This window comes from Curtobacterium subtropicum, from assembly GCF_030362975.1.
GTDB lineage: Bacteria > Actinomycetota > Actinomycetes > Actinomycetales > Microbacteriaceae > Curtobacterium > Curtobacterium subtropicum.
In genome coordinates, this window is sequence record NZ_JAUCMM010000005.1 from 15,940 (window position 1) to 42,341 (window position 26,402).

Below are 26,402 nucleotides of genomic sequence, written 5' to 3' on the forward strand. Positions count from 1 at the left end.
CGACTGCTCGCAGCGGTACAGCACTGCGAGCAGTCGCCGATGTTCCGTTCCGCGGGAGGACGGGAGGGCGGACTCAGCGGGCGGGTCGCTCGGCGCGCTGGCCCTCCTGCGAGACCGCCCGTGCCGCCGCGAGCCCCGCCTCGAGGTCCGCACGCAGGTCCTCGACGTTCTCGATGCCGACCGAGAGCCGCACGAGCCCCGGGGTGACCCCGGTGGTCAGCTGCTGCTCGGGCGTGAGCTGCGAGTGCGTGGTCGACGCCGGGTGGATGACGAGCGAGCGCACGTCGCCGATGTTGGCCAGGTGCGAGAACAGCCGCAGCTCGTCGACGAACGCCTTGCCTGCCGGCACGCCGCCCTTCAGTTCGAACGACAGCACCGCCCCGACCCCGCGTGGCGCGTACTTGTTCGCTGCCGCGTACCACGGCGAGGTCGGCAGGCCGGCGTAGGACACCGACGCCACCTCCGGGTGCCGGTCGAGCCACTCCGCGATCTCCTGCGCGTTCGACACGTGCCGCTCCATGCGCAGCGACAGCGTCTCGATGCCCTGCAGCAGCGCGAACGCCGTGTCCGCCGAGTTCGACGCGCCGAGGTCGCGGAGCAGCTGCACCCGGGCCTTGACGACGTACGCGAGTTCGTTGCCCACGGCCTGGGCGAACACCGCGCCGTGGTACGAGGGGTCGGGCGAGTTGAACTCGGGGAAGCGGTCGGCGTGCTCCGACCAGGCGAACCGGCCGCCGTCGACGATGACGCCACCGATCACGGTGCCGTGCCCGCCGAGGAACTTCGTCGCCGAGTGCACCACGACGTCGGCGCCGTGCTCGAACGGGCGGATCAGGAACGGCGTCGCGATCGTGTTGTCGACGATGAGCGGCAGGCCGGCCTCGTGGGCGACGCTGCTGACGCCCGCGATGTCGAGCACGTTGATCCGCGGGTTGCCGATCGTCTCGGCGAAGAACAGCTTGGTGTTCGGGCGGACGGCGCGGCGCCACTCCTCGAGGTCGTCCTGGTCCTCGACGAAGGTCGTCTCGATGCCGAGCTTCGCCAGCGTGTACTTGAACAGGTTGTACGTGCCGCCGTAGATCGACGACGAGGACACGATGTGGTCACCGGCCCCGGCGATGTTCAGCACGGCGTAGGTCTCGGCCGCCTGCCCGCTGGACACCAGCAGCGCGCCCGTGCCGCCCTCGAGCGCGGCGATGCGCTGCTCGACGACGTCGTTCGTCGGGTTCATGATCCGCGAGTAGATGTTGCCGGGCTGCGCCAGCGCGAACAGGTCGCGCGCGTGGTCCGAGTTCTCGAACACGTACGACGTCGTCTTGTAGATCGGCGTGGCACGCGCCCCGGTGGTCGGGTCCGGCTGTGCGCCGGCGTGCACCTGCGTGGTCTCGAACCGCCAGGCGGCTGCGTCGTTCGTGCTCATCGGGGCTCCTGTCGGGTCCGGTCCGTCAACGGGTCGCGGCGGTCCGGCCGGGAGGCCCGGGGCGTCGTCGCGACGACCGTCACGCTACGCAGGTGGCGGGGCGGGCACCAGCGGGGCCGCCTCGCGACGTAACGCGCGGGCACCGCGTGCCCGGCGCGCACCGACGCGGCCAGCTGACCGACCGAGGCCCCGTGGCGGAGGCGTGCCGCGCCTCCCGGCCGCTGTCGGCGGTCCCGGACGCGCCAGGTGAGGACTGGCAGGATCGGACGGGACGAGAGGGGGAGCGTCGTGCGCGCTCAGGACGTGGCGGACAAGCGGTTCCAGCCGACGATGTTCCGCAAGGGGTACTCGCAGGACGACGTCGACGACCTGCTGGATCGGGTGCAGGCGACGTTCGCCGCTGCCGAGCAGGGCGACCGTCCGGCGACCGGGGCGCGGACGATGACCCCTGAGGACGTCGCAGCGTCGCGCTTCCGTCGGTCCCGGATGCAGCCCGGGTACGACTGCGACGAGGTGGACGACTTCCTCGACGAGGTCGTCGTCGCGCTCCGGGCACTCGGCCGCTGAGCCGACGGCGGGCAGCTCCTCAGCGCTCGACGGGCTCGCGGCGGAACAGCCAGTCGACCTTCGGCTCGAGCAGCCACCGCATGCCGCGCCGCACGAACGGCTGCGCCAGGAACAGGCTCACCGCACAGGCCACGACGACCATGAGCAGCACGTACGGCCACGCCGAGTGCTCCCCGGCCAGGATCCCGGACTCGCGGATCGGGTAGAGCACGAACGTGTGCAGCAGGTAGACGGACATCGTCGCCGCACCGAACCGGGTGAGCCAGACCGTCCGGCGCGGCACGAGCAGCAGGAACGACGCCGTCAGCACGGTGGCGAGCAGCACCAGACCGAGCCGGACGCCGCCCGCCCACCAGGCGTCCTCGCCGAGCCCCGAGTACGAGTCGTCGTAGAAGAACCAGTGGTGCAGGTCGAAGCCCTTGAACTGCGGGATGAACAACAGGCACGCGGCCGCCCACGCAGCGAAGACCGCGATCGCGACCGCGCGGATGCGGACCACCACCCGGCGGGGTGCCTCGTACCAGCGGTCGAACACGCCCCACCGCTTCACCTGCCACCCGAGCAGGAAGAACGGCAGCAGGCTGATGGCCCGACCGAGCGAGAAGGTCGAGTCGACGTTGTCGAGGTAGCCGACGCCGATGCTCAGCACGACAGCCCAGAGGAGCGGCCACCGCAGGATCGCCAGGTACGGCAGGATCAGCCGGAAGATCCCCAGGGCCAGCAGGAACCACAGCGTCCACGTCGGTTTCGTCGGGTTGAACTCCTTGCCACCCTCGACGACGGCCTGCACCACCGTCCAGATCGTCTGCATGACGATGTACGGCACCACGATGTCCGTGAAGGTGCGGCGCATCCGCTCGGCCGTCGGCGTCGCGGCGGACGAGAAGTACCCGCTGATGACGCCGAACGCCGGCATGTGGAAGGCGTAGATGAAGGTGTAGAGCGCCAGGGCGTGCTCGCTGCCGGCCGTCTGCCGCTGGATCGCGTGCCCGATCACCACGAGCGTGACGGCGACGAACCGTGCGGTGTCCCACATCGGGATGCGCCGCGGCGACCGGCCCGGCTCGAGCGGCGTCGCCGGAGCCGAGGGCGCTGGGGGAGCGGCGTCCGTCGTCATGGCCGGTCACGCTACCCGATCGTCGTCCGTCGTCCTCGGTACGGTGGTGGCCCGACCACCAGGAGGACCCCATGGCAGCACGTCCCGACACCGAGCGTCCCGACACCGGGCGATCCGGCACCGCCGATCGGCGCGCGGACGACCGTCTCGCCGTCGTCACCGGCGCGAGCTCGGGCATCGGGGCGGCGACCGTCCGGCTGTTCCGCGAGCACGGCTGGCAGGTGCTCGCCGTCGCCCGGCGGCAGGAGAAGCTCGAGGCGCTCGCCGCGGAGACCGGCGCCTCGTTCCTGGTCGCCGACGTGACCGACGCCGACGCCGTCGCGGCGCTCGCCGAACGGGTGGACGGACTCGGCGGCGCGGACGTGCTCGTGAACAACGCCGGTGGTGCCCTCGGCTCCGCGAGCGTCGAGGAGTCCGACGTCGAGGACTGGCGCGCGATGTTCGAGGTGAACGTCCTCGGCACGAAGCGCGTCACGGCCGCCCTGCTCCCGCAGCTCCGGCGTCGCGCGGCCACGGCGGGGGTCGCGGACGTCGTGACGGTCACGAGCACCGCGGGCCACGTGGCGTACGAGAACGGCGGCGGGTACAACGCCGCGAAGTTCGCCGAGCACGCGCTGGTCGGCGCCCTGCGGCTCGAGCTGAACGGGGAGCCGCTGCGCGTGGTCGAGATCGCTCCCGGACTGGTGAAGACCGACGAGTTCGCCCTGACGCGGTTCCGGGGCGACCGCGCGAAGGCCGAAGCGGTGTACGCGGACGTGCCGGACCCGCTCGTCGCCGAGGACGTCGCTGAGGCGATCGTGCACGCGGTCGAGCTGCCGGCGCACGTCAACCTCGACCTGGTGACGGTGCGGCCGGTCGCGCAGTCCGCGCAGCACAAGCTCGCCCGTGGGCCGCTGACGCCCAGGAGCTGACGCGCTGCGGGCCGGTCGCCCGGTCCCGACGCAGGCGGTGGGGGCTGCGCACCGGCCCCGGCGCGCGCGGTGTGGGCGCACGGGTCGCGGCGGGTGGCTCCCTGCCGGTACCGTGGGCGGATGCCGATCAGCAGCGAACCCGGGCACGCCGAGCAGGCGCCCTCGACCGTGACCGTGACGAGCGGGCCCGAGGTGCTCGGTTGGCTGGAGTTCGGCGACGCGGCACGGCTGCTCGCCAAGGACGTCCTGTCGTCCGGCTTCGAGCCGGAGGTCGTCGTCGCGGTCGCGCGCGGCGGGCTGATCATCGCCGGAGCCGTGGCCTACGCGCTCGGCACCAAGGAGTGCGGCTCCATCAACGTCGAGTTCTACACCGACGTCGAGCAGCGCCTGGACGAGCCCGTCATCCTGTCGCCCGCCCTCGACGCACCGAGCCTGTCGGGCAAGCGCGTCCTGGTCGTCGACGACGTGTCCGACTCCGGGCGCACCCTCCGCCTGGTGGTCGACATCATCCGGAACGCCGGCGCGGACGTCCGGAGCGCCTGCCTGTACTCGAAGCCCGGCACCGTGCTCGAGCCCGACCACGTCTGGCGTCGTGTCGACGGGTGGATCACCTTCCCGTGGAGCGCCCTCGCCCCGGTGACGGCCGAGTCGTGAGCATCCACCTCGTCGGCGGGGGTCCCCTCGTCGCCTCCGACGTCGCCGCCCCGTTCCTGGCCGAGGCCACCGCGCGCTCCGCCGCCGTCGGCCGGAGCGTGCCCCGGATCGCCCTGCTCTCCGTGACCGGTCCGTCCGGTGCGACCCCGTCGTCGACCCCGGACATCGCCGAGGTGCTCGGTGGCGCCCGGCAGGCAGAGGTCCTGGTGACCGAGGTCGCAGCGGGCGAGGTCTTCGCCACCACCGTCCTCAGCGACGTGGACGCGCTGGTGATCGGCGGCGGCGTCACCCCGGCCTACCTCGACGCGATCCAGCCGCTCGTCGACCAGATCCGGCTGCTGGTCTCCGACGGGCTGCCGTACCTCGGCTTCTCGGCCGGCGCGATGGTCGCGGCCGACCGGGCACTCGTCGGCGGCTGGCGCATCGGCGGCGTCGAGGTCTGCCCGCAGGACTCGTCCGAGGGGCTGGACGAGGTGGAGCTCCGCGAGGGGCTCGGGCTCGTCGACCTGACGATCGACGTGCACGCCGTGCAGGCCGGCACGCTCGCCCGGCTGATCGCCGCGGCCGAGGCCGAGTTCGTCACGGCCGGGCTCGCGATCGACGAGGACACCGCGCTGGTCGTCGGCGAGGGCGCGCTCGAGGTCCGCGGGACGGGCAGCGTCTGGCGCGTGGTCGCGGGGGACGAGACCGTCTCCGTCGCGACCATGGGCGCCTGAACCCCGTGCAGCCGCATCCGCTGCGGGACCTCGTGGACCCCGGGTGGGCCGAGGCCCTCGCGCCGGTGGAGGACGACGTGCACCGGATGGGGGACTGGCTCCGGGACGAGGTCGCCGCCGGTCGTCACTACCTGCCCGCCGGCGACGTCGTCCTGCGGGCCTTCACGCAGCCCTTCGACGACGTGAAGGTGCTCGTCGTGGGCCAGGACCCGTACCCGACGCCGGGGCACCCGATCGGACTGTCCTTCGCGGTCGACCCGCACGTGCGGCCGGTCCCGCGGAGCCTGGCGAACATCTACCGCGAGCTCCACGACGACCTCGGCACGACCCCGCCGCAGCACGGCGACCTGCGGGCGTGGTCGGAGCAGGGCGTCCTGCTGCTCAACCGGGTGCTGACCGTCGAGGCCGGTGCCGCCGGCAGCCACCGCGGCAAGGGCTGGGAGGCCGTCACCGACCAGGCCGTCCGGGCGCTCGTCGCCCGGGGGACGCCCCTGGTCGCCGTGCTGTGGGGCGCGCAGGCCGCGTCGGTCCGCCCGCTGCTCGGCGACACCCCGGTGGTGGCGTCCGCACACCCGTCACCGCTCAGCGCGTCCCGGGGCTTCTTCGGCAGCAGGCCGTTCTCGCAGGTCGACGCGCTGCTCCGCGAGCAGGGCGCGGACCCGGTCGACTGGAGACTCCCCGCCTGACCGCCGCGGCGCAGCGTCCCCGGCCGGACCGCACCCCGTAGGCTCGGACCGTGCTCGAGGAGGAATACCAGCGCCGCCGTGTCCTGCCGCGACACCTGCGGGCGCCCGTGCCCGCCGAGGCGACGTTCTCGTACACGATCCGCGCCGCCGAGCCGCGTGACCTCCCCGACGTCCGCGAGATCCACACGCACTACGTCCGGAACTCCTCGGTCACGTTCGACCCGTCGGCCTTCACCTTCGCCCGGTGGAAGCAGCGCTACGACGAGGTCCGTCGCCGCGGGTTGCCGTTCCTCGTCGCGGAGAACCCGTCGGGGCAGATCCTCGGGTACGCGCTGGTCGACCCGTGGAACCCCCGCGACCGGTCGAACCACGTCGTCGAGGACTCGATCTACCTCGGTGCCGCATCGGGTGGCAAGGGTCTCGGGCGCGCGCTCATGGAGGCCCTGCTCGAGGAGTGCCGCGCCGCCGGTGTCCGCGAGGTCATCGCCGTGATCGCCGACCGGCAGGCCGAGGCCTCGATCCGCCTGCACGAGCGGCTCGGCTTCGAGGAGGTCGGCCGCATGGGCAAGGTCGGCTTCAAGTACGACCGGTGGCTCGGCACGGTGACGATGCGGCTCCGCCTGCGCGGACCCCGGCTGTTCGCGCGCGCTCGGCGCTGACCCGCGGGCGGCGTCGAGCGTGGGCCGCGGAGTCCCGCGCGAGGCGAGCGCCGTGGTCGAGGTGGGTCGGCGTCGGACGGGAGGCGCGTGGCGGGGCCGCCACGAGCCTCCCGTCCGCCCGTCAGGCGCCCGGCGCCTCGGCGATGAACTCGTCGCGCGTGACGCGCAGCAGTGCCGTGGCCGCCTCGCCGGCCGCGGCGGCGTCCCCGGCGACGACCGCCAGCGCGACCGCCTCGTGCCGGACGGCGGCGTCGCGGGTCCAGCGGGAGATGGTGTCGCGCGACTCCGAGGTCCGCGTCCGCAGCAGTGCCTCGACGGTCCCCGCGAAGTGGGTGAAGACGGCGTTGCCCGATCCGGTCAGCAGCGCGCGGTGGAAGCGGACGTCGGCCTCGAGGTAGGCGCGGCTGTCCTCGCGGGCGCAGGCGTCGAGCATGTCCCGCGCGGCGAGCAGGACCGCCTCGCCCGAGGGACCCCGGCCCGCTGCGCCCGCGACGAGCGCCGCCGCCACGGGCTCCACGCCGAGTCGGAGTTCGAGGAGCTCCCGCTGCTGCACGAAGTACGCGGGTGAGGCGCCGCGCCACCGGATGACGGTCGGCGCGAGGAGCTCCCACGAGGTCACGGGCAACACCTGGGTGCCGACGCGCTGCCGGGGCTCGACCAGTCCGAGGGACTGCAGGACGCGCAGGGCCTCGCGCACGACGGACCGGGACACGCCGAACTCGCTCGCGACGAGCTCCGGTCGGACGACCGTGCCTGCGGACAGGTCCCCGTCGACGATGCGCTGCCCGAGGGTCTCGAGCACGTGTGCGTGGAGTCCGCGGGCGGTGGTCATCGTTCCTCCGGTCGTGCTGTGCGGGACGGCTGCGCGCCGGGGAGCGGTCCCTGTGACGCGGTCTCCATCGAAGCGGCAGACTGCGCCGCAGGGTGGGTGCCGCGCGGCAGATCGTTGTACAGTCTGATTTATCAGATTATTGGGCGGCTGCGCAGCCGCCCGGGTGGCCGCCCCGAACGGCCACCCGCGCGTCACCACCAGCAGACGCACACGAAGGCGACGGAGCCGCGAGGCAGCGGCTCCAGGAAGGGGCACAGATGCCTCACGCACCCACCGGAGGAACGGCGCCGGCCGACGCGTTGCACGGGCTCACGGTCCTGGCGGCCGAGGGCGGCGGCACGCAGACGGTCGACCCGTCCGGCCCGATCGGGCAGCTGATCGTCGCCGCCCTGCTCGGCATCGTGGTGATCATCGTGCTCATCACGTGGCTCAAGGTGCACCCGTTCGTCGCGCTGACGATCGGCGCGCTCGGCGTCGGCATCGGCGCGGGGCTCGCCCCCGACAAGACGGTGACGAGCTTCGGCAACGGCTTCGGTGCGACGATGACGAGCGTCGGCATCCTCGTCGGCCTCGGCTCGATGTTCGGGCGGATGCTCGTCGACTCCGGCGCCGCGGACCGTGTGGTCGACACCCTCGTCCGTCGATCGTCGAAGGCCGCGCTGCCGTGGACGATGGCGCTCATCGGCGCACTGATCGGCCTGCCGATGTTCTTCGAGGTCGGCCTGGTGCTCCTCATCCCGATCATCGTGCTCGTCGCGAAGCGCAGCGGTGTCCCGATCATGAAGATCGCGGTCCCCGCACTGGTCGGCCTCTCCACGATGCACGCCTTCGTCCCGCCGCACCCCGGCCCGCTCGTCGCGGTCTCCACGGTCGGCGCGAACCTCGGCACGACGCTCGCGTTCGGCATCGTCCTGGCGATCCCGGTGATCATTCTCGCCGGTCCCGTCTTCGCGCGCTTCGCCGCCCGCTGGGTCGACATCCCGGCGCCCGACATGTTCGGCTCGCGCGGCTCCGGATCCGGCTCCGGACCGTCCGGCGGCTCCGGCCCGTCGGACCCCGCGCACGCCGGCCGGGAGGCACGCCGCGGCCCCGCAACGCAGGACACCGCGTCCCTGCCGAACGGCAAGAGCGACTTCACCCGCGTGATCAGCGAACCGCGCAGCCCGTCGTTCACCGTCGCGCTCGTCGGCATCCTGCTGCCGGTCGTGCTCATGCTCGCCCAGGCGGTCCGCGAGGCGGTCGCACCCGATGCCGCCGGCGGCTGGGTGTCGCTGCTCGACTTCCTCGGCACCCCGATGATCGCGATCGGCATCGCGACCGTCTTCGCGATGGTCTTCTTCGCGATCGGCGGCGGGATGGACCGCAGCGCCGTCGCGAAGTCCCTCGAGGACGCCCTGCCCCCGGTCGCCGGCGTGCTGCTCATCGTCGGTGCCGGTGGCGGGTTCAAGCAGGTGCTCATCGACACCGGCATCGGCGGCGTGATCGCGGACGCGGTGCAGGAGTCCGGCATCTCGGTGCTGCTCGTGGCCTGGGTGGTGTCCGCCCTGGTGCGCGTCGCCACGGGGTCGGCGACGGTCGCGACGGTCACGGCCGCGGGCATCATGGCCCCGATCGCGGCCGACCTGTCCACGCCCGAGACGTCGCTCCTCGTGCTCGCGATCGGTGCCGGCTCGGTGTTCCTGTCGCACGTGAACGACGCGGGCTTCTGGCTCGTGAAGGGCTACCTCGGCACCACGGTCGGGCAGACGTTCAAGACGTGGACGGTGCTCGAGTGCCTCATCTCGGTGATCGGTCTGGTCGGCGTGCTCATCGCGGGGGTGTTCTTCTGATGGCGGGCACCGCTCCGAGCGTCCTCGTCGTCATGGGCGTCTCGGGTTCCGGCAAGTCGACGCTCGCGGCGACCGTGGCCGACCGCCTCGGGTGGGAGTTCGCCGAGGGCGACGACATGCACCCGGCCGCCAACGTGGCGAAGATGGAGGCCGGCACCCCGCTCACCGACGAGGACCGCTGGCCGTGGCTCGGGACGATCGCAGAGTGGATCCGGTCGCACCTGGCCGACGGGGTCCCGGGGGTCGTCACGTGCTCGGCGCTGAAGCGCTCCTATCGCGACGTCCTGCGGGCTCCCGGGGTGGTGTTCGTGCACGTCGCCGGCGATCCCGCGCTCGTCGAGCAGCGGATGGCCGCCCGGGCGGGACACTTCATGCCGACGTCGCTGCTCGCCTCGCAGCTGGCGACGCTCGAGCCGCCCCAGCCGGACGAGGCGCACCTGACGGTCTCGTCCGAGCGCTCGCCGGACGAGGAGAGCGCGGACGTCGTGGCCCGGCTGGGGCTCGGAGCCGACCGCTGAAGGCCGTCAGCTGAACCAGATCGCGGTGCCGACCGGTAGCTCGGACAGGGTCTTCGTCATCGCGGCGGAGATCCGGACGCACCCGTGCGAGCTGCCGTTGGGGTCCGGGTAGTAGTGCAGCGCGGCGAGCGCCGCGTTGCCGCCGTACTGCGGGATCCGGGACGAGTGGGCGCCGGTCAGGATGATCGGGTTGCCCTGCGTGTACGTCACCCGGGTGTCGACGTAGGCGGCCTCGATGTACGTGGCGGTGCTGGTCGGCGTCGGGTCGTCCGGGGTGCCGAGCCGTGCGGGTTCGGAGGCCGACACGGAACCGTCCCGGTGCACCACGGACACCGTCGACGCGGCCACGTCGACCTGGATCATCCGGTCGGTCGCCGCGATCGTGAAGTCGGCGGCACGCGCCCAGGCGAAGGTGGCGCTCGGGGCGGTCGGGTCGCCGCCGTCGCCGGGCGTGCGGTTGCGGGCGGGGGTCGACACGAGGACCATCCCGCCGTCCTGCCCGTCCGAGCGGCCCCACACCGCGGTCGCGGCGGGCGTCTCGATCGTGGACACCGTCGAGGCGAGGGTCGCCACCGGGCGGGCGTCCGGCGAGGGGTCGGCGTAGAGCGCGACGAGGCGCTGCTTCGGCGTGGCGATCTCCCACCGGTTGTCCGGGCGCACCTGGCTGCCGTCGAGCAGCTCTGGGACGACGGCGTCGTGGTACGCGAGCGGGAGTGCTGCGAGCTCGGCCTCGGAGGCCGCAGCCGGGATCGCCGGCAGTGACGCTGTGGGCGTCGGTGCGGCCGTCCGCGTCGGCGCCGGGGTCTGCGCGGCGATCGTGGCCGCGGGCTCCGGCTGCTGCACGGCCGCGCCGATCCCCACCGCGGCGAGCGCCGCTGCCGCCACCGCACCGATCGTGATGCCCCAGGTCCTGCGTCGCATGTCCCCTCCTGCGCACAGTCCACCAGATCCCGGCCGTGAGGGCACCTCGGGATGCGCTGGCAGCATGGCGGCCGCGAGCGTGCACCATGAGGACGTGCGTTTCGACACCGTCCTGGCCGCGACCGACGTCCCGATCCTCCGGGGAGAGGTCGCAGCGCTGCGGCGACCTGCTCGACGATTCGCTCGCGGGGTGACCGCGGCCCGGAGCGGCTCGTCGCAGCCGCGTCAGTTCCAGCTCGTCCTGGACGAGCGCGACGAGAGCTGGACGTTCGATCGGCAGGGCGACCGTCACCGCGACCGCTACGCGGAGGGCGTCCTCCACTTCGTCGACGGACCGCTGGAGGTCAGCTTCGCCCGCAGCGGCACGGTGGCTCCGCCGGTCCGGATGCTCACCCCGGAGCTCCTGCCGATGTGGGGCTCGCCCGCGAGCTTCGCACCGGTCCTGGTGCAGCGGATCCACGGCCACTGGCTGCTCGTGACGTGCGAGCACGAGCACGACCCCGCGGACCGGACGACGGTGGTCATCGACGAGCGGGACGGTGTCGCGCACCGCTGGTACGACACGAGCGAGGTCACGGTGCTCACGGAGGTCCGTGTGATGGAGGATGATGAGCCCGAACCGCCACGCCCTCGCTTCTCGCGCTTGTCGACGTGGCCGGCGCTCTTGTGCTGAGGACTGCGGAGATGACGAGATGATCACAGCTGAGGTGGTGCTGCGGGATCGCCTGCGAGCAGCGGGGTTCCGGAAGGCGAGGAACCGGAGGTGGTTCATCGACCAGGAGGGACTCTGGGTCGAGCTCGAACTCCAACGGTCCCGGTACGGGGGACGGAGCTTCATCAACATCGGGCTCCACCTCGACGACCCCCACGGGGGGCGGGACCCCGATGTCTACACGCGTCTCGACGTCTGGGTGGACCGTGACGACGTGGAGGACATGCTGTTGGACGAGAACCCGCAACTCGAGCGACAACTCTCCGCACTGGCGGAAGACGTGATCATCCCGTTCGTCCGGACGTTGACCGTTCCCTTCATGCGTTCGCCCCAGGGGCACGAGCTGCTCGGTCACGCGCAGATCTCCGCGGAGGCAGCACGCGCCTTCCACTACGCGTGACGCGGTGACTCCGGTTCCTCGCATCCGAGCAGCGCGAACCGACCGATCAGCCGACCCGGGCGACATCGAGCGCGCTGATGCTCCAGGATGAGCGGGTGCAGGATCACGAGGTCATCGACCGAGCCGCGGAACGATGGGCGAGTGGCGAACGCGCCGAAGCGCTGGCGTCGTTGCGCACCCGCGTCCGGGCGGCGCCGGCAGCGCTCGACGTGCGGCTCGCGCTGGTCGAGCGGTACCGCGAACTCGGCGCACCCGACCAGGCCGGTCGCTGGGGTCTCGCGGTCCCCGGACTCACGACGCCCGAGGAGCAGGACCGGGCCGCCCGGCTCTTCGCGGCCTCCGGTGTCGACGCCTCGGAACTGGCGATGTTCCTGGTGCTGCCCGAGGGAACGGCCCTGCCGGCTGAGGCTGCTGCGCTGCTGCCGGAGATCGACCGCTACCGGAAGGTCTTCCAGCAGAAGGCGTACGCGCGGTGGCGCGGTGCGGATCTGTCCGCGGACCGTCTCGGCGACGTGATCGAGGGCGCGCTCATCGTCGCCCTGTGCTCGTGGCTCGTGACGCTGGCGATCGTCTGGGGCGGCAGCATCCTCGGCGCGCAGATGACCGGCTTCGCGCGGTGGGCGGCCCTGCTGTCCCTGACGTTCTGCGGGCTCTTCAGCGGCATGGTGGCCTTCCGGCGGGGCTCCGCAGGTCGACCGTGGGTCGCGGTCGCCTGGGGTGCCGCGTGTCTCGCGCTGTTCGTCGGCGTGCTCCGCCTCCTCGCGCTCGCCACCGAGCACGACGGCGTGATCCGGTTCGCCTGGGAGCACTGACCGCACCGAGGGCGGACGGGAGGCCCGTGGCGGGCTCGCCATCGTCCTCCCTCGCAGGCTCGGTCGGCGCGCCCCGCGCAACGCTTCGCGTCGCCGCTGAGCGGGGCGCGCCCGTCCGTCCCGTCACACCTCCGTGACGCGACCCGCCTCGACCCGCCAGCGGCGGTCCAGCCGAACGGTGTCGAGCATCCGTCGGTCGTGCGTGACGAGCAGCAGGGTGCCGTCGTAGGACTCCAGGGCCTGCTCGAGCTGTTCGATCGCCGGCAGGTCCAGGTGGTTCGTCGGTTCGTCGAGGACGAGCACGTTCACCCCGCGTGCCTGCAGCAGCGCGAGGCCGGCACGGGTCCGCTCACCGGGCGAGAGCGCGGAGGACGGGCGGCCGACGTGGTCCGCCTTCAGCCCGAACTTCGCGAGCAGGGTGCGGACGTCCGCGGTGGTCATCTCGGGGACGAGCTCCTCGAAGGCCGCGGCCAGGGGGTGCTCACCGGTGAACGCCGCGCGTGCCTGGTCGACCTCGCCGATCGCGACGCTGGAACCGAGCGACGCGGAACCGCTCGTCGGCGTCGTCCGGCCGAGCAGGGCACGGAGCAGGGTCGACTTGCCGGCACCGTTCGGGCCGGTGATGCCGATCCGGTCACCGCCGGACACCTGCAGCGACACCGGGCCGAGCGTGAAGTCCCCCTGCTCGTAGACGGCGTCGGACAGGGTCGCGACGACCGCCGATGAGCGCGGGGCACTGCCGATGGTGAACGCGAGCTGCCACTCCTTGCGGGGCTCCTCGACCTCGTCGAGCCGGGCGATGCGCGACTCCATCTGCCGGACCTTCTGCGCCTGCTTCTCGCTCGACTCGCTGGCTGCCCGCCGACGGATCTTGTCGTTGTCCGGGTTCTTCTTCATGGCGTTCCGCACGCCTTGGCTCGACCACTCGCGCTGCGTCCGTGCACGGGAGACGAGGTCGGCCTTCGTCGCGGCGTACTCGTCGTAGGCGTCGCGCTTGTGCTGCCGGGCGATCTCGCGCTCCTCGAGGTACGACTCGTAGCCGCCGCCGAACAGCCGGTGCGACGACTGCGCGAGGTCGAGCTCGAGGACGGCCGTCACCGAGCGGGCGAGGAACTCGCGGTCGTGGCTGACGAGCACCGCACCGCCGCGAAGCCCCGTGACGAACTGCTCGAGCCGGTCGAGCCCGTCCAGGTCGAGGTCGTTCGTCGGCTCGTCGAGCAGGACGACGTCGAACCGGGAGAGCAGCAGTGCCGCGAGGCCCACCCGTGCAGCCTGGCCACCGGAGAGCGCGGTCATGCGGGAGTCCGGCCCGACGCCGGTCCCGTCCGGGGTGGCCTCGAGCCCGAGCTCGGCGAGCACGACGGGCAGCCGCTCGTCGAGGTCGGCGGCACCGGACGCCAGCCAGCGCTCGAGCGCGGCCGAGTAGCGGTCGGCCGCGGCGTCACCGGCGTCCGGATCGCCGAGGGCCTCGGCGGCGCGGTCCATGTCGGCGGTGGCGTCGGCGCACCCCGTGCGGCGGGCGACGTACGCCGCGACGGTCTCGCCGGCGATCCGCTCGTGCTCCTGGGGGAGCCATCCGACGAAGGCGTCCGGCGGGTTCGTCGACACCGTGCCGGCGAGGGGTTCGTCGACGCCGGCGAGCAGGCGGAGGAGCGTGGACTTGCCCGCACCGTTCACGCCGACCAGGCCGATCACGTCACCCGGGGCGACGGTCAGGTCGAGACCCTCGAAGAGCGTGCGTGCGGCGTACCCGCCGGCGAGGTCCTTGGCGACGAGCGTGGCGGTCATCCGGCAATCGTCCCACGGTCGGGACGGAGCTCGGACCGGTCGGGACGGCGCTCGGGTCGGTCGGTCGGCGGTTCAGGCCGGGCGATCGGTTCCATCGGCCGCGCCGACCACGTCGTCGGTCGGCCGGGTGAGTCCGAGGATGCACCCCTCGACCGCCGCGACCCGCACCGCGTCCGTCCCGTCGAACAGCACGCTCTGGCTGACCGCGCCGACGTGCGCCGCGACCACCGCCCGCGTGTAGAGGGCCGGGTCGACGGTGGGGACCCGACCGGCCCGTTCGAGCGCGGCGACGAGGAGCGGCTGGAGCGTCGCGTGGAACCGGTCCGTGTGCGCACGGAGCAGGGCGTTCACCTCGGGGTCGTGTCGCGCCCGCGTGGTGAGCACCGAGCGGATCGCGTACCAGCGGTCCTCGGGAGGCAGGCCGTGCACGACGCCCTGCACGACCCCGTCGACCGTCGGGTGCCCGTCGAGGGCCGCCCCGAGCTCGTGTTCGAGCACGGCGAAGACGGCCTCTGCCTGCTGCTCGTAGACCGCGAAGAACAGCTCGTCGACCGTGCGGAAGTTCGAGTAGAACGCCCCGCGGGTGAAGCCGGCGCGGGCGACGACGGCCTCGACGCTCACCGAGGTCGATCCGGTCTCCTGGAAGATCGCGTCGGCGGCCGCGATGAGCGTCGCCCGGGTGCTGCTCCGCCGTCGGACGGTGCGCGGTGCGGCTGCTTCGGTCACGGCACCAGGCTAGGCCGAGGCCCCGTCGGCCAGGTAGTCGTGCACGGTGCAGACCGGGGCGAGCGTGAGGTCCGTCACGATGTGCGACGCCCGGACGACCTCGAGCACCGGCAGGTCCGCCATCGGCGCGAGTGCGTGCGCGAACAGCTGGAGTCGGGCGGGCCCGGTCCACGCCGACTTCACGGTCACGTCGGTGATCTCGGTGCGGACGAGGTCGGCCACCAGGTGGCGCTGGGTGCGCAGGTCCGGGACGAGCTTCACCATGAAGGTCGGCACGGTGATCTCCGCCAGGGCGGAGTCGCGGTCGAGCGGCTCCCACTCGTACGCCATGGTCGCGGTGGCCACGCGCTCGGTCCCACGGTCGAGGGTGCCGACCAGCGCACCCTGGTCGACCCGGAGCGCCGGGGTGCCGAGCACCTTCGGGTAGGCGCTGAGCTCACGACCGGCGAGCGTCGCGGCCGAGTTGTCGAGGTACATCGCGTGCAGGTACTCGCCGCGCTCGCCCTCGTGCTCGACCTGGATCGCCTGCCCCGACTCGACGTAGGGGCCGTACCCGTCGACCTCGCCCATCTTCATGACCTCGAACCGGACGAGCGGCTCGGTCACCTCGAGCGGCTCCGGGACCACGGCGCGCAGCGCGTCGGGGTCGGTGCGGTACACGACGTTGAAGTACTCGCGGTCTGTGAAGCGGGTCGGCCGGAGCGGGTACACCGGCGCGGCGAGCGGGGTGGTCAGGTGCTGGAGGACGTCGTCGGCGCGCATGCGCATCTCCTTCTCAATTCGGATACGATCTGTATCGAATACGAACTGTACCGAACTCGACCGAGAGCAGGAACCCCGTGCCCTACCAGCCGCCCCGCGACACCGCCGACCGCCCAGTGACCGTGATCGGCGGTGGGACCCTCGGGCGGCGGATCGCCCTGATGTTCGCCAGCGGCGGGGCCGAGGTCCGCATCCACGACCTGTCCGACGAGGTCCGAGCCGCCGCGGTCGCGTACGTCGAGGAGACCCTGCCCGGGGTCGTGGCAGCGCGCGACGGTGCGACCGCGGGGTCGGTCCGCGGCGAGGAAGACCTCGAGGCAGCGGTGGCCGACGCGTGGCTCGTCGTCGAGGCCGTGCCCGAGCGGCTCGACCTCAAGACGCCGCTGTCCGGACGGCTCGACGCGATCGTCGCGGCGGACACGATCCTCGCGACGAACTCGTCCTCGTACGCCAGCCGCCTGGTCATCGACGAGGTCCAGCACCCCGAGCGCGTCCTCAACGTGCACTTCTACATGCCGCCGCAGCAGAACGCCGTCGACCTGATGAGCGACGGCCAGACCGACCCCGCCGTGATCGACCTGCTGCTCGAGGTCCTGCCCCGCTACGGCGTGCACCCGTTCCTCGCCCGCCGCGAGTCGACCGGGTTCATCTTCAACCGCATCTGGGCCGCCATCAAGCGCGAGGCCCTCGCGGTCGTCGCCGACGGCGTCTCGACACCGGAGGACGTCGACGCCATGTGGCAGGTGAACAGCGGTGCACCGGCAGGGCCCTTCCGGATGATGGACCAGGTCGGCCTCGACGTCGTCCTCGACATCGAGGAGCACTACGCAGCCGAGGACCCGCACCTGCCCGAGGGGCCGCGTCGGCTGCTGTGCGAGTACGTGGACGCCGGCCACCTCGGCGTGAAGACCGGACGCGGTTTCTACCGCTACGACGACTGACGTCGTCACCACCCACCGGACGGGAGGCACGGTGCCGGACCGCCCCGTGCCTCCCGTCCGGAACGGATCTGGGACAGGCGGCATCCGGGCGCCGCATCCACCTCCAGCGTGGGCTGGACTGTTCGTCGCTCGACCGGCTACCGAGATGCGGCGGCCAGCAGGTTCGTGAGGTGGAACGCCCAACCGTCCTCGTGTGCTGACCGGACGACCGATCCGTCAGGGAGCTGCGCGAAGCCGGCCTCGCTCACGGTCACGAGACTGCCGCTACCGGCCTGCTCGACGACGAACCGAACGTGCAGCGACGCAGGCCAGGCCGCCTGCTGCCACACGAAGCCGAGCGCGTTCGGTGGGGCTGCTTCCGTCACGTGACCGTCGGCGGACCGCTCCCGCCCGTCCTCGGTCCACGTCTCACGCACTGCGGCGCCGACCTCCGGCTTCAGTGAGAGTTCCGGCCACCAGCTGTCGCGCCCGTCGGTGAGCGCGAACCAGACCGCTGCGACGGAGGTTCCTGACGTCACCGAGAGCGACAGACTGTCATCGGTCATGCAGCCAACGTACTTCGCCCGGTCCGAGCACGACTTCTTCGAACAGAGCCGGAGGGTCGGACCTGTCCTCGACCGAGGTGGGCCGATGCCGATCGACGACTGGCGCAGGACCCTGCTTGCCACAGAAGTCGTGTTCGCTTCCGACATCGTCGGATCCGGCATCGAGTGGGAGACCGCCACGGGCGTCCGAGACGCTACCGCTCTGCAACTGCTGCGGAGCCTGCAGCGCAAACTCGCGCGCTGAACGTGAACGCTCGACGTCTGACCGTCGAGCCCGCCTCGTCGACGCCGGGGCGGCGGACCGTGTTCGCCGATCGCTCACTGGGCAGGCCTGTCGGGCAATGACACGGCGAACTTGAAGCCGACGTGGGAGTCGATGAAGCCGAGACGGCGGTAGAAGCGATGCGCGTCAGTACGCGCCGCATCGGAAGTGAGCTGCACCAGCGGAGTCCTGAGTTCGATCGCGGCCTGTTCGACGACCCATCGCATCGCGGCCGTCCCGACGCCGGCAGAGCGTCGTGCGCTGGCGACGCGTACGGCCTCGACCAACAGCCGAGCGCTTCCTCGTCGAGCCATCCCGGGGATGATCGTCAGCTGCAGCGTTCCGATGACGGCTGTGCCCGCTTCCACCACGAGCACATCGTTGCTCGAGTCATCGATGATGCGCTGCAGCGCCTCCGCGTAGGCCACTTCGTCCGCGGTACTCGCGACGTCGCCGCGCCCGGCGCTGATCGGGTCGTCCGACAGGAGCCGGATGATCGGATGCAGGTCCGCCATCGTGGCCCGTCGGAGCCGCACCTCGTCGTCGCGGGAGGTGACGGTGACGGGGAGGTTCAGTCCGGAGATCACACCGCATTGTCCCTGACGCTCGTGGGTGAGGGGACAGACCGCCATCGTGATGCGGGCTCTCCGAGACGCATCGCCGGTGTCCGTGCACCCGCTGCTGGCAGGATCGAGCCGTGTCGACGCTCATCGTGACCGCCCACCCGGACCCCGACTCGCTGACGCTCGCCGTCGCCCGCCGCCTCCAGACGGCGCTCGACGCCGCCGACGCGGGACCGGTGACGGTCGCAGACCTCGCCGCCGAGGGCTTCGACCCGCGGTACACCGCCGCTGACCGGCACACCTACCGGACGGGGACCGACCCCGCGCCGGACGTCGCGGCGGAGCAGGCGCGTCTCGACGGGGCCGAGCACCTCGTGCTGGTGTTCCCGGTGTGGTGGTGGTCGCTCCCGGCACTCCTCAAGGGCTGGCTCGACCGGGTGTTCGTGAACGGGTGGGCGTTCGGAGTCGGGGCGGACGGCCGCATCGACCGACGGCTCGGGCGGCTCACGGTGCACCTCGTGCCGATCGCCGGCGACGACGTCGGGGTGTACGAGCGGCACGGGTACGAGCAGGCGCTCCGGACGCAGCTGGAGCACGGGGTGGTGGACTTCTGCGGCGCGGTCCGCGGCGCGACGGCGTTCGTCCACGAGTCCGAGCACGAGGACCCTGCGGTGCGCGAGGGGGCGGTCGCGGCCGCGGTCGAGCGGGTCGTCGCCGCGGTGCGGGGATGACCCATCCGGTCCGTGCCGTGGTCTTCGACCTGGACGGCACCCTGTCCGATCACGCCGGAGCGTCGACGCGGGCCGTGGACGACTTCCTCCGAAGCGTCGGTGTCGCTGCGACGCCGACCCTGCGTGCCGCCTGGGCCGAGGCGGAAGCGCGACACTTCGAGCGGTGGCGGCGCGGTGACGTCGACTTCGCCGAGCAGCGGCGGGCCAGGCTCGTCGAGGTCCTGTCCCTCGCTGGGATCCACCCGTCGCGTGACCCGGACGAGCTCGACGTCCTGTTCGGTCGGTACCTCGCGGCGTACCGCGCCTCCTGGCTGCCGTTCCCCGGGAGTGCGTCGCTCCTCCGTGAAGCCGCCGATCTCGGAATGGTCGTCGGTGTCCTGACCGACGGGACCGAGGAGCAGCAGCGCGACAAGCTCGCGGTCACCGGGCTCGGCGACCTCGTCGACGTGGTGTGCACGTCCGAGCGCATCGGGGTGGCGAAGCCGGACCGGCGCGCCTTCGAGCAGGTGGCCGCCGAGCTCGGTGTCCCCGTCACCGCGTGTCTCTTCGTCGGCGACGACCCGCGACGCGACGTTGCCGGTGCACGCGCTGCCGGGATGCGCGCGGTCCTGGTCGACCCGGCCGGCGACGGCGATGCCGTGGTCCGGACCCGCGTGCTGTCTGCCCTGCGCGGGGAGTCGGGGACGGGTCCGCGGTGACGCACCCCTAGCGTGGCGGGGTGCGCCACCTCCTGCGACTCGACGACTGGACCACCGACGACACCGACGCCGTGTTCGCATTGACCCGCGCGTACGAGCAGGGGACCGGCCCGGCGCTGCACGGGGCCGCGGGCATGTTCTTCCCCCCGACGAGCCTCCGCACCAGGGCGTCCTTCGAGCGGGGCGCGGCGCTCGCCGGCCTCCAGCCGATCGTGTTCCCGCCGGAGTCGCTCGACAAGGACGAGGCGCACGACGACGTCGCCCGGTACCTGGCGGACTTCGTCGACGTGCTCGTGGTCCGACATCCGGACCTCTCCGTCCTCGAGGCGCTCGCCGGTGCGGACGCCGTCCCGGTCGTGAACGCGATGACGAGCGAGAACCACCCGTGCGAGGTGCTCGCGGACCTCTGGGCCCTCACGCGCGGGCACGAGGTCGGTTCCCTGCGGGTGCGGTTCGTCGGCGCGGACGGCAACATCGCCCGAGCGTGGGCGGAGGCCTCGCGGCTGTTCGGCTTCGACCTGGTCCAGTGCTGCCCCGAGGGGCTCGCGACGCCCGACGTGCGGTGGACGGACGACCTGGCCGGAGCGATGGTCGACGCGGACGTCGTCGTGACCGACGGACCCGGTCGGCACGCAGCTGCCCTCGAGCCCTACCGGGTGACCGCGGACGTCCTGGCGCTCGCTCCCGACGGCGTCCGCTTCGCCCCGTGCCCGCCGTTCGTCCGTGGACGTGAGGTGAGCGCGGACGCCGTTGCGAGTCCGGCGTTCGTGGGGCACGGGGCGAAGCGAGCGCTGCTCCCGGTGCAGCAGGCGGTCCTCGCGTACTGCCTCGCCTGACGCCGCGGCTACCCCTCGGGGACCGCCACGACGCGGTTCTGGTAGGCCCAGACCACGGCCTGCAGGCGCGACCGCACCCCGAGCTTCGGCAGCATCCGCGCCAGGTGCGACTTCACCGTGGAGACCTCGACGACGAGGGCCGCGGCGATCTCCTCGTTCGACATCCCCTGTGCCAGGAGCAGCAGCACGTCCCGTTCCCTGGCGGTCAGCACCTCCGACGCTCGGTCACCCGTCACCGGCTGCAGGCTCCGCCGCGACACGAACTCCCGCAGCACCCGCCGCGTCAGGCTCTGGTCGATCGTGCCGTTCCCCGCCGCGACCTGGCGCACGGCGTCGACGATCACGTCCGGTTCGGCGTCCTTGAGCAGGAACCCGGACGCGCCGGCCTCGAGCGCCCCGAACACCAGGTCGTCGAGGTCGAACGTCGTCAGCACCAGCACGGGGACCGCGGGGTCGGCGTCCGGCGCGCAGAGCTCCCGTGCGACCTCGATGCCGTTCCGGACCGGCATCCGGATGTCGAGGACCGCGACGTCGGGCCGGGTGCTGCGCGCCAGCGCGAGCGCCTCGCCGCCGTCAGCAGCGACCGCCACGACGTCGACGTCCGGCTCGGCGGCCAGCAGCGCGGACACCCCGGCGCGCACGAGCGGTTGGTCGTCGGCCACCAGCACCCGGATCACGGGGCCACCTCCGCCGCCTGCCGCCCGAGGTCGAGCGCGACGGACCAGCCACCGTCGGCCGTCGGACCGGTCCGGAGGCGCGCCCCCACCAGCTCCGCCCGCTCACGCATGCCACGCAGTCCGTTCCCACCCGCTGCCGGGCTCCCCGGGACCGCGTCGCCTGTTCCGGCCTGCTCCGAGAGGTCCCGTGTCGAGGTGTTCTCCACGTGCAGCTCCAGGTGGTCGGGGGCGCGGTCGTCGATCATCACCGTGACGACGGTGCCCGGGGCGTGCAGGGCGGCGTTCGCAAGGGCCTCCTGCGCGGTGCGGTAGGCGGCGAGCTGCGCCAGGGGTCCGACGCCGTCCGCGAGCGGGTGCTCGCCGGGCAGTACCTCCAGGCGCACGTCGGACCGGTACCGAGCGCGCTCGACCAGGTCGACGATCCCCGCGACGGTCTCCACGGCGCGTTCGGCGGGGGCGTCGTCACGGAGCAGCCCGACCAGGCGTCGGAGGTCCTCGAGCACGGCGGTGCTCTGCTCCCGGACCTGGCGGACGCCCTCGTGCGCGGCGACCGGGTCGGTGTCGATCTGCCGGTCGATCACGGCCGACATGAGGGCGATCCCGGACAGGTGGTGCGCGGCGATGTCGTGCAGCTCCCGGGCCATCGCCGCCCGCTCGCGGGACACGGCGGCGTCGACCCGGGCGTCCTGCTCCCGGACGACCGCCGACGCCTCGGCCGTGCGGGCCTCGAGCTCGGCGTCGCGTGCGGCCCGGACCTCGCGACGGGATCGGACGAAGAGGGTCACGACGAGGGGGATCCCCACCGCGCCGACGGCCTGCGTGACACCCTGCGGGAGCGCGCCGACGACTGCATCGGCGAGTGAGTGGCCGGAGAGTGCGCCGTTCTGCTCGATCCAGTTGCCCGCGGTGCTCGCGGCCACGAGCGCCCCCGCGCCGACGACCGACGGCCACAGCCGGGCGAGCGGCACCCGCAGGCCAGCGAGGACGACCGCCACGACGACGGGGAGCACGGAGACGCCGAACAGGTCACCGCCGGAGGTGATGACGACCACGAGGACGGGGACGGCCGCGACCACGGGCAGGACTGCCCGAGGGGCCTGGCGCGCGGCGAGCAAGGCCGCCGACTGCACGAGGAACCCGGACGCCATCACCACCCAGGCGGGGTCGCCGACCGCGGGGGTCGTGATCGGCACCCCGAACCCGTCGGGGTCGAGTGCCTCGAGGTACGGCAGGCCGAGGAAGAGTCCCAGCGAGACGACCGCGGTCGCGACGGCGACCAGGACGTCGGTGCGGCGCGTGCGGCGGTCGCCGTCGACCTCCCGTGCGGGACGGGGGGCGGCGGCGACGCGAGCCGCACTCGCTTCAGCGGGTGCCATCGTCCGATCCTACGAGGCGGGCCGAGGCCGGTGCGGGGAGGCGATCCGTGCCTCCCGGCCGACGGTCGTACCCGAGCCGACCCCGGGTCGCGAGCAGCAGGACGGCGGCGGCCACGGTCGAGACGATCGCGAGCCCGTGCATCATCGTGCCCGCCGTCATCCCCGGGTACATGTCCGCCCACAGGGTCGAGATCGTGTTGTTCACCCCGACGTGCAGCAGCAGTGCGATCGGCAGGCTCTCACCGGTGCGGTTGAACACCCACGTCATCACGACGTTGAACGTGATCGTGAACAGGGCGAACACCAGCGGCTCCGACCAGTGCGCCTCGGGCCACCCACCCCAGTCGGACAGGTACAGCGGCATGTGCCACAGCGCCCAGAGCGGTCCGAGCACCGCGGCCGCCCCGAGGGGGCCGAAGCGCTCCTGCAGTCGGGGGAGTGCGAAGTCGCGCCAGCCGGGCTCCTCCGACAGCCCCGTGGTGAACAGCTGCACCACGAGACCCGGCACGAGGGCGAGCAGGGCGAGTGTGCTCGGCGCCTGCACCTGACCGCCGGAGAACGGCAGCCCGGTCACGACCACCAGAGCGGGGACACCGACCAGGGCGAGCGCGTACCAGTACCAGGACACGCGCCAGCGCCAGAGCCGTCCGACCCAGCGGCGCAGGCCCGGACGACCGTCCGCCAGCGCGGTCACGATGAACGCGCCGCCGAGCGGGCCGAGGAGCGCCCCGGGCAGGATGCCCGTGAACTGCGCGGTGCCGAGGAACTCGGGGAAGTGCAGGTCCCACACGCCCAAGCCGTGCGGGCTCAGGACGTACGGGACCCACGCGAGCCAGCTCAGGCCGAGCGCGAGGGTGGCGAAGGAGGCGAGGGGGTGCCGGGACACCACGCCCCGGATCCCCGTCGCACGGGGTGCTGTGGTGCCGGCAGCGGTGCGGTCACCGGGCCGGACGTCGGTCGTGTTCGTCATGACACCGACGCTAGGAACGACCGCTCGCCGGGACGACCGGCGGGGGGACGCACCCCCGAGGGTTCCACCCAAGGATGCAAGCCCCGGTCGGGTCCGGACGGCCGTGCGTAGCGTCGGGTGCATGACCAGCAGCACCGTCCTCGTCGCCGGCGCCACCGGGGACCTCGGCTCCCGCATCGTCGACGCACTCCTCGCCGCCGACCCCGACGTCCGCGTCCGTGCCCTCAGCCGATCGGCCACCGGACCAGCGGCCGACCGGCTCACCCGACGCTCCGACCGCGTCTCGGTCTCCGCGGCCGACTACGACGACCACGACCGGCTCGTGACGGCGCTCGCCGGGGTGGACGTCGTCGTCTCCGCCCTGAGCGGCACGCGGTCGGTGATCGTGGACGCGCAGACCGCCCTGCTCCGGGCAGCGGTCGACGCCGGGGTGCCCCGCTTCGTGCCGTCCGACTACTCGGCGGACTACCGGGCGATCACCCCCGGCACCAACCGGAACTTCGAGCTGCGCCGCGAGTTCGCCGCGACCCTCGACGCCGCGCCGATCCGCGCGACCTCGGTGCTGAACGGCGCCTTCACCGACATGCTCACCGGCCAGGCGCCGATGATCCTGTTCGACCGTCGGACCGTCCTGTACTGGTCGTCCCCCGACCAGGTGCTCGACTTCACCACGAAGGACGACACCGCCTGGGTCACCGCACGCGTCGCCCTGGACCCGGACACCCCGCGCGTCGTCGAGGTCGCCGGGGACCGGGTCACCGCGCGGAGCGTCGCCGACACCCTGTCACGGCTGACCGGCACCCGGTTCCGCACGCAGTGGGCCGGGACCGCGGGGACCCTCTCCGCCATGGCCCGCATCGGGCGACGCCTCTCGACGGCCGACGACAGCGAGCCGTTCCCCGCCTGGCAGGGGATGCAGTACTTCGTCAGCATGTTCAGCGGCGAGGCCGAACTCCACCACGTCGCGAACGACCGCTCCGGGCCGCACGACTGGACGACGGTGCGGGACGTGCTCGCCGCGCACCTGCAGGCCTAGGCTCGGGGACCGTGTTCGAACTCCACCACCTCTCGGCGCAGGAACTCTGGGACTGGATCCGTCGGGGGGACGCGACAGCGCTCGAGGTGACCGAGCACTACCTCGCCCGCATCGCGCGCCTCGACCCCGCACTCGGCGCGTTCGTCACCGTCACCGCCGACGCCGCCCGGGAACGAGCGTCCGCCCTCGGGTCGCTCGTCCCGACCTCACGGCCGCTGTGGGGACTGCCGACCGCCGACAAGGACCTGTACGACCGCGCCGGGGTCCCCACCCGCCACGGCTCCGCCGCGCTGCCGGTGACGTCAGCGACCGCCGACCACCCGATGGTGGCGGCGCTCGCCGCAGCCGGCACGATCAGCCTCGGCAAGACGACCTCGCCCGAGTTCGGCATGTCGTCGTCCTCGGAGACCCGGTTCGGTACGACGCGGAACCCGTACGACACCACGCGGGCGCCCGGCGGGTCGTCGAGCGGCACCGCCGTCGCCGTCGCCGCGGGACTCGTGCCGGCGGCCGTCGGGACGGACGGCGGGGGATCGGTGCGCATCCCGGCCGCGGCGACCGGCCTGGTCGGGCTGAAGCCGAGTCGCGGCCGGGTGCCGTCGATGCCCGGCCGGTCGGGCCTCGGCGGGCTGAGCGTCGCCGGGCCGATCGCCCGGAACGTCGCCGACGCCGGGATGCTCCTCGACGCCCTGGTCGCACCGACCGGGCTGCCGGAACCGTCGCCGTACGCGCTCGTCACACCCGAGGTCGGCGAGGGACCCTTCACCGCCGCTGCCGTGCGGGGTGAGGGACGGTTCGTGGTGGGGCTGCTCGACGGGTCGCCGTGGGACGAGGCGGTCGACGTCGTGGTCGACCCCGCCGCCCGGGCCGCCGTGGAGACCGCCGTGCGCGTGCTCGGCGAGGTCGGGCACGGGGTCGAGGACGTCGCGATGCCCCGGCTGCCGTACGCCGACGCGTTCCGGGTGGCGTGGGAGTCGAGCGCCGCCGGGCTGCCCCGCGTCCCCGGCATCGACCTGTCCGGGCTCACCCCGCTCGTGGCGTGGCTGGTCTCGCGCGCCGAGCACCTGACGGCGACCCGGGTGCTCGACGCGATGACCACGCTCGACGCCTTCTCGGTCGGGCTCATCCGGGCCTTCGACCGCTTCGACGCCGTGCTCACCCCGACCCTGGCGCTGACGCCGCGGCCGCTCGGCTGGTACGGCGACGACCCCGAGGAGGACTTCCGGCGGCAGTGCGCGTACTCGCCCTGGACCTCGATGGCGAACGTGTCGGGGCTGCCCGCGATCACGCTGCCGGTCGGGGTCACCGAGGACGGACACCCCGACGGTGCCGGGCTGCCGATGGGTGTGCAGCTGATCGGGCGTCCGGGTGGGGAGCGGGTACTGCTCGCGATCGGGGCGCAGCTCGAGCGACGGCTGCGCTGGCAGCGGCGGCACCCGGCGATGTGGTGACGCGGGGCTGAGGTCGTCCGGGGCCCGCTCGGGTGGGTCGACGCGGCTGCGGCGGCTGGTGCAGGTCCGGCGGTCGGTGCGACTCCGTGGTCGTCGTACGACAGCGGTCCTGTCGCGCGAGTCGGAACCCGGCCGTCCCCTGCGACTGACGCGACATCGTGGTCGTCGTACGACAGCGGTCTTGTCGTGCGAGTCGGAGCCCGGCCGTCCCCTGCGACTGACTCGACATCGTGGTCGTCGTAGGACAGCGGTCCTGTCGCATCACCCGCCGCCACGCGCCACGAGC

At 72.9% G+C, this 26,402-nt stretch carries 30 protein-coding genes; 18 read left to right on the forward strand and 12 right to left on the reverse strand.

Annotated features, from left to right (window positions below):
- Window positions 1-73: 73 nt before the first annotated feature.
- Window positions 74-1,420, reverse strand: coding sequence for a bifunctional o-acetylhomoserine/o-acetylserine sulfhydrylase (locus tag QUG98_RS08825; RefSeq protein WP_289470189.1), 1,347 nt, complete (start codon window positions 1,418-1,420; stop codon window positions 74-76).
- Between the two features lie 288 nt (window positions 1,421-1,708).
- On the opposite strand from QUG98_RS08825, the gene QUG98_RS16610 reads away from it, so the two are divergent.
- A complete protein-coding gene (locus tag QUG98_RS16610; protein WP_434533426.1) occupies window positions 1,709-1,987 on the forward strand; it encodes a DivIVA domain-containing protein in 279 nt (92 codons plus the stop codon).
- Between the two features lie 19 nt (window positions 1,988-2,006).
- On the opposite strand, the gene QUG98_RS08840 is transcribed toward QUG98_RS16610, so the two are convergent.
- Window positions 2,007-3,104, reverse strand: a complete 1,098-nt coding sequence (locus QUG98_RS08840) for an acyltransferase family protein (RefSeq protein ID WP_289470190.1) — start codon at window positions 3,102-3,104, stop codon at window positions 2,007-2,009.
- Between the two features lie 71 nt (window positions 3,105-3,175).
- Here QUG98_RS08840 and QUG98_RS08845 point away from each other — a divergent pair, with 71 nt between their 5' ends.
- The 5 genes from QUG98_RS08845 to QUG98_RS08865 all read left to right on the forward strand — a co-directional run bounded on the left by QUG98_RS08845 (window position 3,176) and on the right by QUG98_RS08865 (window position 6,730).
- A complete protein-coding gene (locus QUG98_RS08845) occupies window positions 3,176-4,015 on the forward strand; it encodes an SDR family oxidoreductase (RefSeq protein WP_289470191.1) in 840 nt (279 codons plus the stop codon).
- A 120-nt stretch (window positions 4,016-4,135) separates the two neighbouring features.
- Complete coding sequence (locus tag QUG98_RS08850) at window positions 4,136-4,669, forward strand: phosphoribosyltransferase (protein WP_174234737.1); 534 nt, start codon at window positions 4,136-4,138, stop codon at window positions 4,667-4,669.
- Window positions 4,666-5,385 (forward strand): Type 1 glutamine amidotransferase-like domain-containing protein, encoded by a 720-nt coding sequence (locus QUG98_RS08855; RefSeq protein WP_289470193.1) that lies wholly within the window; start codon window positions 4,666-4,668, stop codon window positions 5,383-5,385. Before QUG98_RS08850 ends, QUG98_RS08855 begins: the two co-directional genes overlap by 4 nt.
- A gap of 5 nt (window positions 5,386-5,390) precedes the next feature.
- The gene (locus QUG98_RS08860; protein ID WP_289470194.1) at window positions 5,391-6,071 is read left to right on the forward strand and encodes a uracil-DNA glycosylase; all 681 of its coding nucleotides are present in this window, start codon (window positions 5,391-5,393) and stop codon (window positions 6,069-6,071) included.
- A gap of 50 nt (window positions 6,072-6,121) precedes the next feature.
- Window positions 6,122-6,730, forward strand: a complete 609-nt coding sequence (locus tag QUG98_RS08865) for a GNAT family N-acetyltransferase (protein ID WP_289470195.1) — start codon at window positions 6,122-6,124, stop codon at window positions 6,728-6,730.
- Window positions 6,731-6,851: 121 nt separating this feature from the next.
- Here the strand turns inward: QUG98_RS08865 and QUG98_RS08870 are convergent, their stop codons facing one another.
- Window positions 6,852-7,562, reverse strand: a complete 711-nt coding sequence (locus tag QUG98_RS08870) for a FadR/GntR family transcriptional regulator (protein WP_289470196.1) — start codon at window positions 7,560-7,562, stop codon at window positions 6,852-6,854.
- Between the two features lie 257 nt (window positions 7,563-7,819).
- Between QUG98_RS08870 and QUG98_RS08875 the strand changes: the two genes are divergently transcribed.
- The gene (locus QUG98_RS08875; RefSeq protein ID WP_289470197.1) at window positions 7,820-9,391 is read left to right on the forward strand and encodes a GntP family permease; all 1,572 of its coding nucleotides are present in this window, start codon (window positions 7,820-7,822) and stop codon (window positions 9,389-9,391) included.
- Entirely contained in the window at window positions 9,391-9,909 is a 519-nt protein-coding gene (locus tag QUG98_RS08880) for a gluconokinase (protein ID WP_289470198.1), read from the forward strand. Before QUG98_RS08875 ends, QUG98_RS08880 begins: the two co-directional genes overlap by 1 nt.
- Before the next feature lie 6 nt (window positions 9,910-9,915).
- Here QUG98_RS08880 and QUG98_RS08885 read toward each other — a convergent pair whose 3' ends face one another.
- Window positions 9,916-10,830, reverse strand: coding sequence for a L,D-transpeptidase (locus tag QUG98_RS08885; protein WP_289470199.1), 915 nt, complete (start codon window positions 10,828-10,830; stop codon window positions 9,916-9,918).
- A 94-nt stretch (window positions 10,831-10,924) separates the two neighbouring features.
- Between QUG98_RS08885 and QUG98_RS08890 the strand changes: the two genes are divergently transcribed.
- From QUG98_RS08890 to QUG98_RS08900, 3 genes are all read left to right on the forward strand, one after another.
- Window positions 10,925-11,503 carry a hypothetical protein gene (locus QUG98_RS08890; protein WP_289470200.1) on the forward strand — a complete coding sequence of 193 codons (579 nt, stop codon included), beginning with the start codon at window positions 10,925-10,927 and terminating at the stop codon, window positions 11,501-11,503.
- A 19-nt stretch (window positions 11,504-11,522) separates the two neighbouring features.
- On the forward strand, window positions 11,523-11,942 hold the full coding sequence (locus QUG98_RS08895) for a DUF4304 domain-containing protein (RefSeq protein WP_289470202.1): 420 nt from the start codon (window positions 11,523-11,525) through the stop codon (window positions 11,940-11,942).
- Window positions 11,943-12,037: 95 nt separating this feature from the next.
- Complete coding sequence (locus QUG98_RS08900) at window positions 12,038-12,754, forward strand: DUF6584 family protein (protein WP_289470203.1); 717 nt, start codon at window positions 12,038-12,040, stop codon at window positions 12,752-12,754.
- Window positions 12,755-12,877: 123 nt separating this feature from the next.
- Here the strand turns inward: QUG98_RS08900 and QUG98_RS08905 are convergent, their stop codons facing one another.
- The 3 genes from QUG98_RS08905 to QUG98_RS08915 form a co-directional block, all read right to left on the reverse strand.
- Window positions 12,878-14,542 (reverse strand): ABC-F family ATP-binding cassette domain-containing protein, encoded by a 1,665-nt coding sequence (locus tag QUG98_RS08905; protein WP_289470204.1) that lies wholly within the window; start codon window positions 14,540-14,542, stop codon window positions 12,878-12,880.
- A 72-nt stretch (window positions 14,543-14,614) separates the two neighbouring features.
- Window positions 14,615-15,268, reverse strand: coding sequence for a TetR/AcrR family transcriptional regulator (locus QUG98_RS08910; RefSeq protein ID WP_289470205.1), 654 nt, complete (start codon window positions 15,266-15,268; stop codon window positions 14,615-14,617).
- A gap of 9 nt (window positions 15,269-15,277) precedes the next feature.
- Window positions 15,278-16,030, reverse strand: a complete 753-nt coding sequence (locus QUG98_RS08915) for an acetoacetate decarboxylase (protein ID WP_289470206.1) — start codon at window positions 16,028-16,030, stop codon at window positions 15,278-15,280.
- 77 nt (window positions 16,031-16,107) lie between these two features.
- Between QUG98_RS08915 and QUG98_RS08920 the strand changes: the two genes are divergently transcribed.
- Complete coding sequence (locus QUG98_RS08920; RefSeq protein WP_289470207.1) at window positions 16,108-16,971, forward strand: 3-hydroxyacyl-CoA dehydrogenase family protein; 864 nt, start codon at window positions 16,108-16,110, stop codon at window positions 16,969-16,971.
- Between the two features lie 137 nt (window positions 16,972-17,108).
- Here QUG98_RS08920 and QUG98_RS08925 read toward each other — a convergent pair whose 3' ends face one another.
- A complete protein-coding gene (locus tag QUG98_RS08925) occupies window positions 17,109-17,516 on the reverse strand; it encodes an SRPBCC family protein (RefSeq protein WP_289470208.1) in 408 nt (135 codons plus the stop codon).
- Between the two features lie 85 nt (window positions 17,517-17,601).
- On the opposite strand from QUG98_RS08925, the gene QUG98_RS08930 reads away from it, so the two are divergent.
- Window positions 17,602-17,760: a hypothetical protein gene (locus QUG98_RS08930; RefSeq protein WP_289470209.1), complete on the forward strand. Its 159-nt coding sequence runs from the start codon at window positions 17,602-17,604 to the stop codon at window positions 17,758-17,760.
- A gap of 74 nt (window positions 17,761-17,834) precedes the next feature.
- On the opposite strand, the gene QUG98_RS08935 is transcribed toward QUG98_RS08930, so the two are convergent.
- Window positions 17,835-18,365 carry a GNAT family N-acetyltransferase gene (locus tag QUG98_RS08935; protein ID WP_289470210.1) on the reverse strand — a complete coding sequence of 177 codons (531 nt, stop codon included), beginning with the start codon at window positions 18,363-18,365 and terminating at the stop codon, window positions 17,835-17,837.
- 110 nt (window positions 18,366-18,475) lie between these two features.
- Between QUG98_RS08935 and QUG98_RS08940 the strand changes: the two genes are divergently transcribed.
- From QUG98_RS08940 to QUG98_RS08950, 3 genes are read left to right on the forward strand one after another with little or no spacing between them, the layout of a single operon-like run.
- Complete coding sequence (locus QUG98_RS08940) at window positions 18,476-19,072, forward strand: NAD(P)H-dependent oxidoreductase (protein WP_289470211.1); 597 nt, start codon at window positions 18,476-18,478, stop codon at window positions 19,070-19,072.
- On the forward strand, window positions 19,069-19,770 hold the full coding sequence (locus QUG98_RS08945; RefSeq protein WP_289470212.1) for an HAD family hydrolase: 702 nt from the start codon (window positions 19,069-19,071) through the stop codon (window positions 19,768-19,770). The genes QUG98_RS08940 and QUG98_RS08945 overlap by 4 nt, the downstream gene beginning before the upstream one ends.
- A 20-nt stretch (window positions 19,771-19,790) precedes the next feature.
- The gene (locus QUG98_RS08950) at window positions 19,791-20,606 is read left to right on the forward strand and encodes an ornithine carbamoyltransferase (RefSeq protein ID WP_289470213.1); all 816 of its coding nucleotides are present in this window, start codon (window positions 19,791-19,793) and stop codon (window positions 20,604-20,606) included.
- A gap of 8 nt (window positions 20,607-20,614) precedes the next feature.
- On the opposite strand, the gene QUG98_RS08955 is transcribed toward QUG98_RS08950, so the two are convergent.
- The 3 genes from QUG98_RS08955 to QUG98_RS08965 are packed head-to-tail and all read right to left on the reverse strand — an operon-like array spanning window position 20,615 to window position 23,629.
- The gene (locus tag QUG98_RS08955) at window positions 20,615-21,283 is read right to left on the reverse strand and encodes a response regulator (RefSeq protein WP_224441178.1); all 669 of its coding nucleotides are present in this window, start codon (window positions 21,281-21,283) and stop codon (window positions 20,615-20,617) included.
- Window positions 21,280-22,659, reverse strand: coding sequence for a sensor histidine kinase (locus QUG98_RS08960; RefSeq protein ID WP_289470214.1), 1,380 nt, complete (start codon window positions 22,657-22,659; stop codon window positions 21,280-21,282). The genes QUG98_RS08955 and QUG98_RS08960 overlap by 4 nt, the downstream gene beginning before the upstream one ends.
- Window positions 22,646-23,629: a CPBP family intramembrane glutamic endopeptidase gene (locus QUG98_RS08965; RefSeq protein ID WP_289470215.1), complete on the reverse strand. Its 984-nt coding sequence runs from the start codon at window positions 23,627-23,629 to the stop codon at window positions 22,646-22,648. The genes QUG98_RS08960 and QUG98_RS08965 overlap by 14 nt, the downstream gene beginning before the upstream one ends.
- Window positions 23,630-23,750: 121 nt before the next feature.
- On the opposite strand from QUG98_RS08965, the gene QUG98_RS08970 reads away from it, so the two are divergent.
- Both QUG98_RS08970 and QUG98_RS08975 read left to right on the forward strand, forming a co-directional pair.
- A complete protein-coding gene (locus QUG98_RS08970; RefSeq protein ID WP_289470216.1) occupies window positions 23,751-24,665 on the forward strand; it encodes an NmrA family NAD(P)-binding protein in 915 nt (304 codons plus the stop codon).
- A gap of 11 nt (window positions 24,666-24,676) precedes the next feature.
- On the forward strand, window positions 24,677-26,116 hold the full coding sequence (locus QUG98_RS08975) for an amidase (RefSeq protein ID WP_289470217.1): 1,440 nt from the start codon (window positions 24,677-24,679) through the stop codon (window positions 26,114-26,116).
- The last annotated feature ends 286 nt before the right edge of the window (window positions 26,117-26,402 follow it).

What these genes read in the sequence shown, in the direction of transcription:
- QUG98_RS08825 (WP_289470189.1), bottom strand. Translation starts at nt 1,420, where the DNA reads ATGAGCACGAACGACGCAGCCGCCTGGCGGTTCGAGACCACGCAGGTG.
- QUG98_RS08840 (WP_289470190.1), bottom strand. Translation starts at nt 3,104, where the DNA reads ATGACGACGGACGCCGCTCCCCCAGCGCCCTCGGCTCCGGCGACGCCG.
- QUG98_RS08845 (WP_289470191.1), top strand. Translation starts at nt 3,176, where the DNA reads ATGGCAGCACGTCCCGACACCGAGCGTCCCGACACCGGGCGATCCGGC.
- QUG98_RS08850 (WP_174234737.1), top strand. Translation starts at nt 4,136, where the DNA reads ATGCCGATCAGCAGCGAACCCGGGCACGCCGAGCAGGCGCCCTCGACC.
- QUG98_RS08870 (WP_289470196.1), bottom strand. Translation starts at nt 7,562, where the DNA reads ATGACCACCGCCCGCGGACTCCACGCACACGTGCTCGAGACCCTCGGG.
- QUG98_RS08875 (WP_289470197.1), top strand. Translation starts at nt 7,820, where the DNA reads ATGCCTCACGCACCCACCGGAGGAACGGCGCCGGCCGACGCGTTGCAC.
- QUG98_RS08880 (WP_289470198.1), top strand. Translation starts at nt 9,391, where the DNA reads ATGGCGGGCACCGCTCCGAGCGTCCTCGTCGTCATGGGCGTCTCGGGT.
- QUG98_RS08885 (WP_289470199.1), bottom strand. Translation starts at nt 10,830, where the DNA reads ATGCGACGCAGGACCTGGGGCATCACGATCGGTGCGGTGGCGGCAGCG.
- QUG98_RS08895 (WP_289470202.1), top strand. Translation starts at nt 11,523, where the DNA reads ATGATCACAGCTGAGGTGGTGCTGCGGGATCGCCTGCGAGCAGCGGGG.
- QUG98_RS08905 (WP_289470204.1), bottom strand. Translation starts at nt 14,542, where the DNA reads ATGACCGCCACGCTCGTCGCCAAGGACCTCGCCGGCGGGTACGCCGCA.
- QUG98_RS08915 (WP_289470206.1), bottom strand. Translation starts at nt 16,030, where the DNA reads ATGCGCGCCGACGACGTCCTCCAGCACCTGACCACCCCGCTCGCCGCG.
- QUG98_RS08925 (WP_289470208.1), bottom strand. Translation starts at nt 17,516, where the DNA reads ATGACCGATGACAGTCTGTCGCTCTCGGTGACGTCAGGAACCTCCGTC.
- QUG98_RS08930 (WP_289470209.1), top strand. Translation starts at nt 17,602, where the DNA reads ATGCCGATCGACGACTGGCGCAGGACCCTGCTTGCCACAGAAGTCGTG.
- QUG98_RS08945 (WP_289470212.1), top strand. Translation starts at nt 19,069, where the DNA reads ATGACCCATCCGGTCCGTGCCGTGGTCTTCGACCTGGACGGCACCCTG.
- QUG98_RS08960 (WP_289470214.1), bottom strand. Translation starts at nt 22,659, where the DNA reads ATGGCACCCGCTGAAGCGAGTGCGGCTCGCGTCGCCGCCGCCCCCCGT.
- QUG98_RS08965 (WP_289470215.1), bottom strand. Translation starts at nt 23,629, where the DNA reads ATGACGAACACGACCGACGTCCGGCCCGGTGACCGCACCGCTGCCGGC.
- QUG98_RS08970 (WP_289470216.1), top strand. Translation starts at nt 23,751, where the DNA reads ATGACCAGCAGCACCGTCCTCGTCGCCGGCGCCACCGGGGACCTCGGC.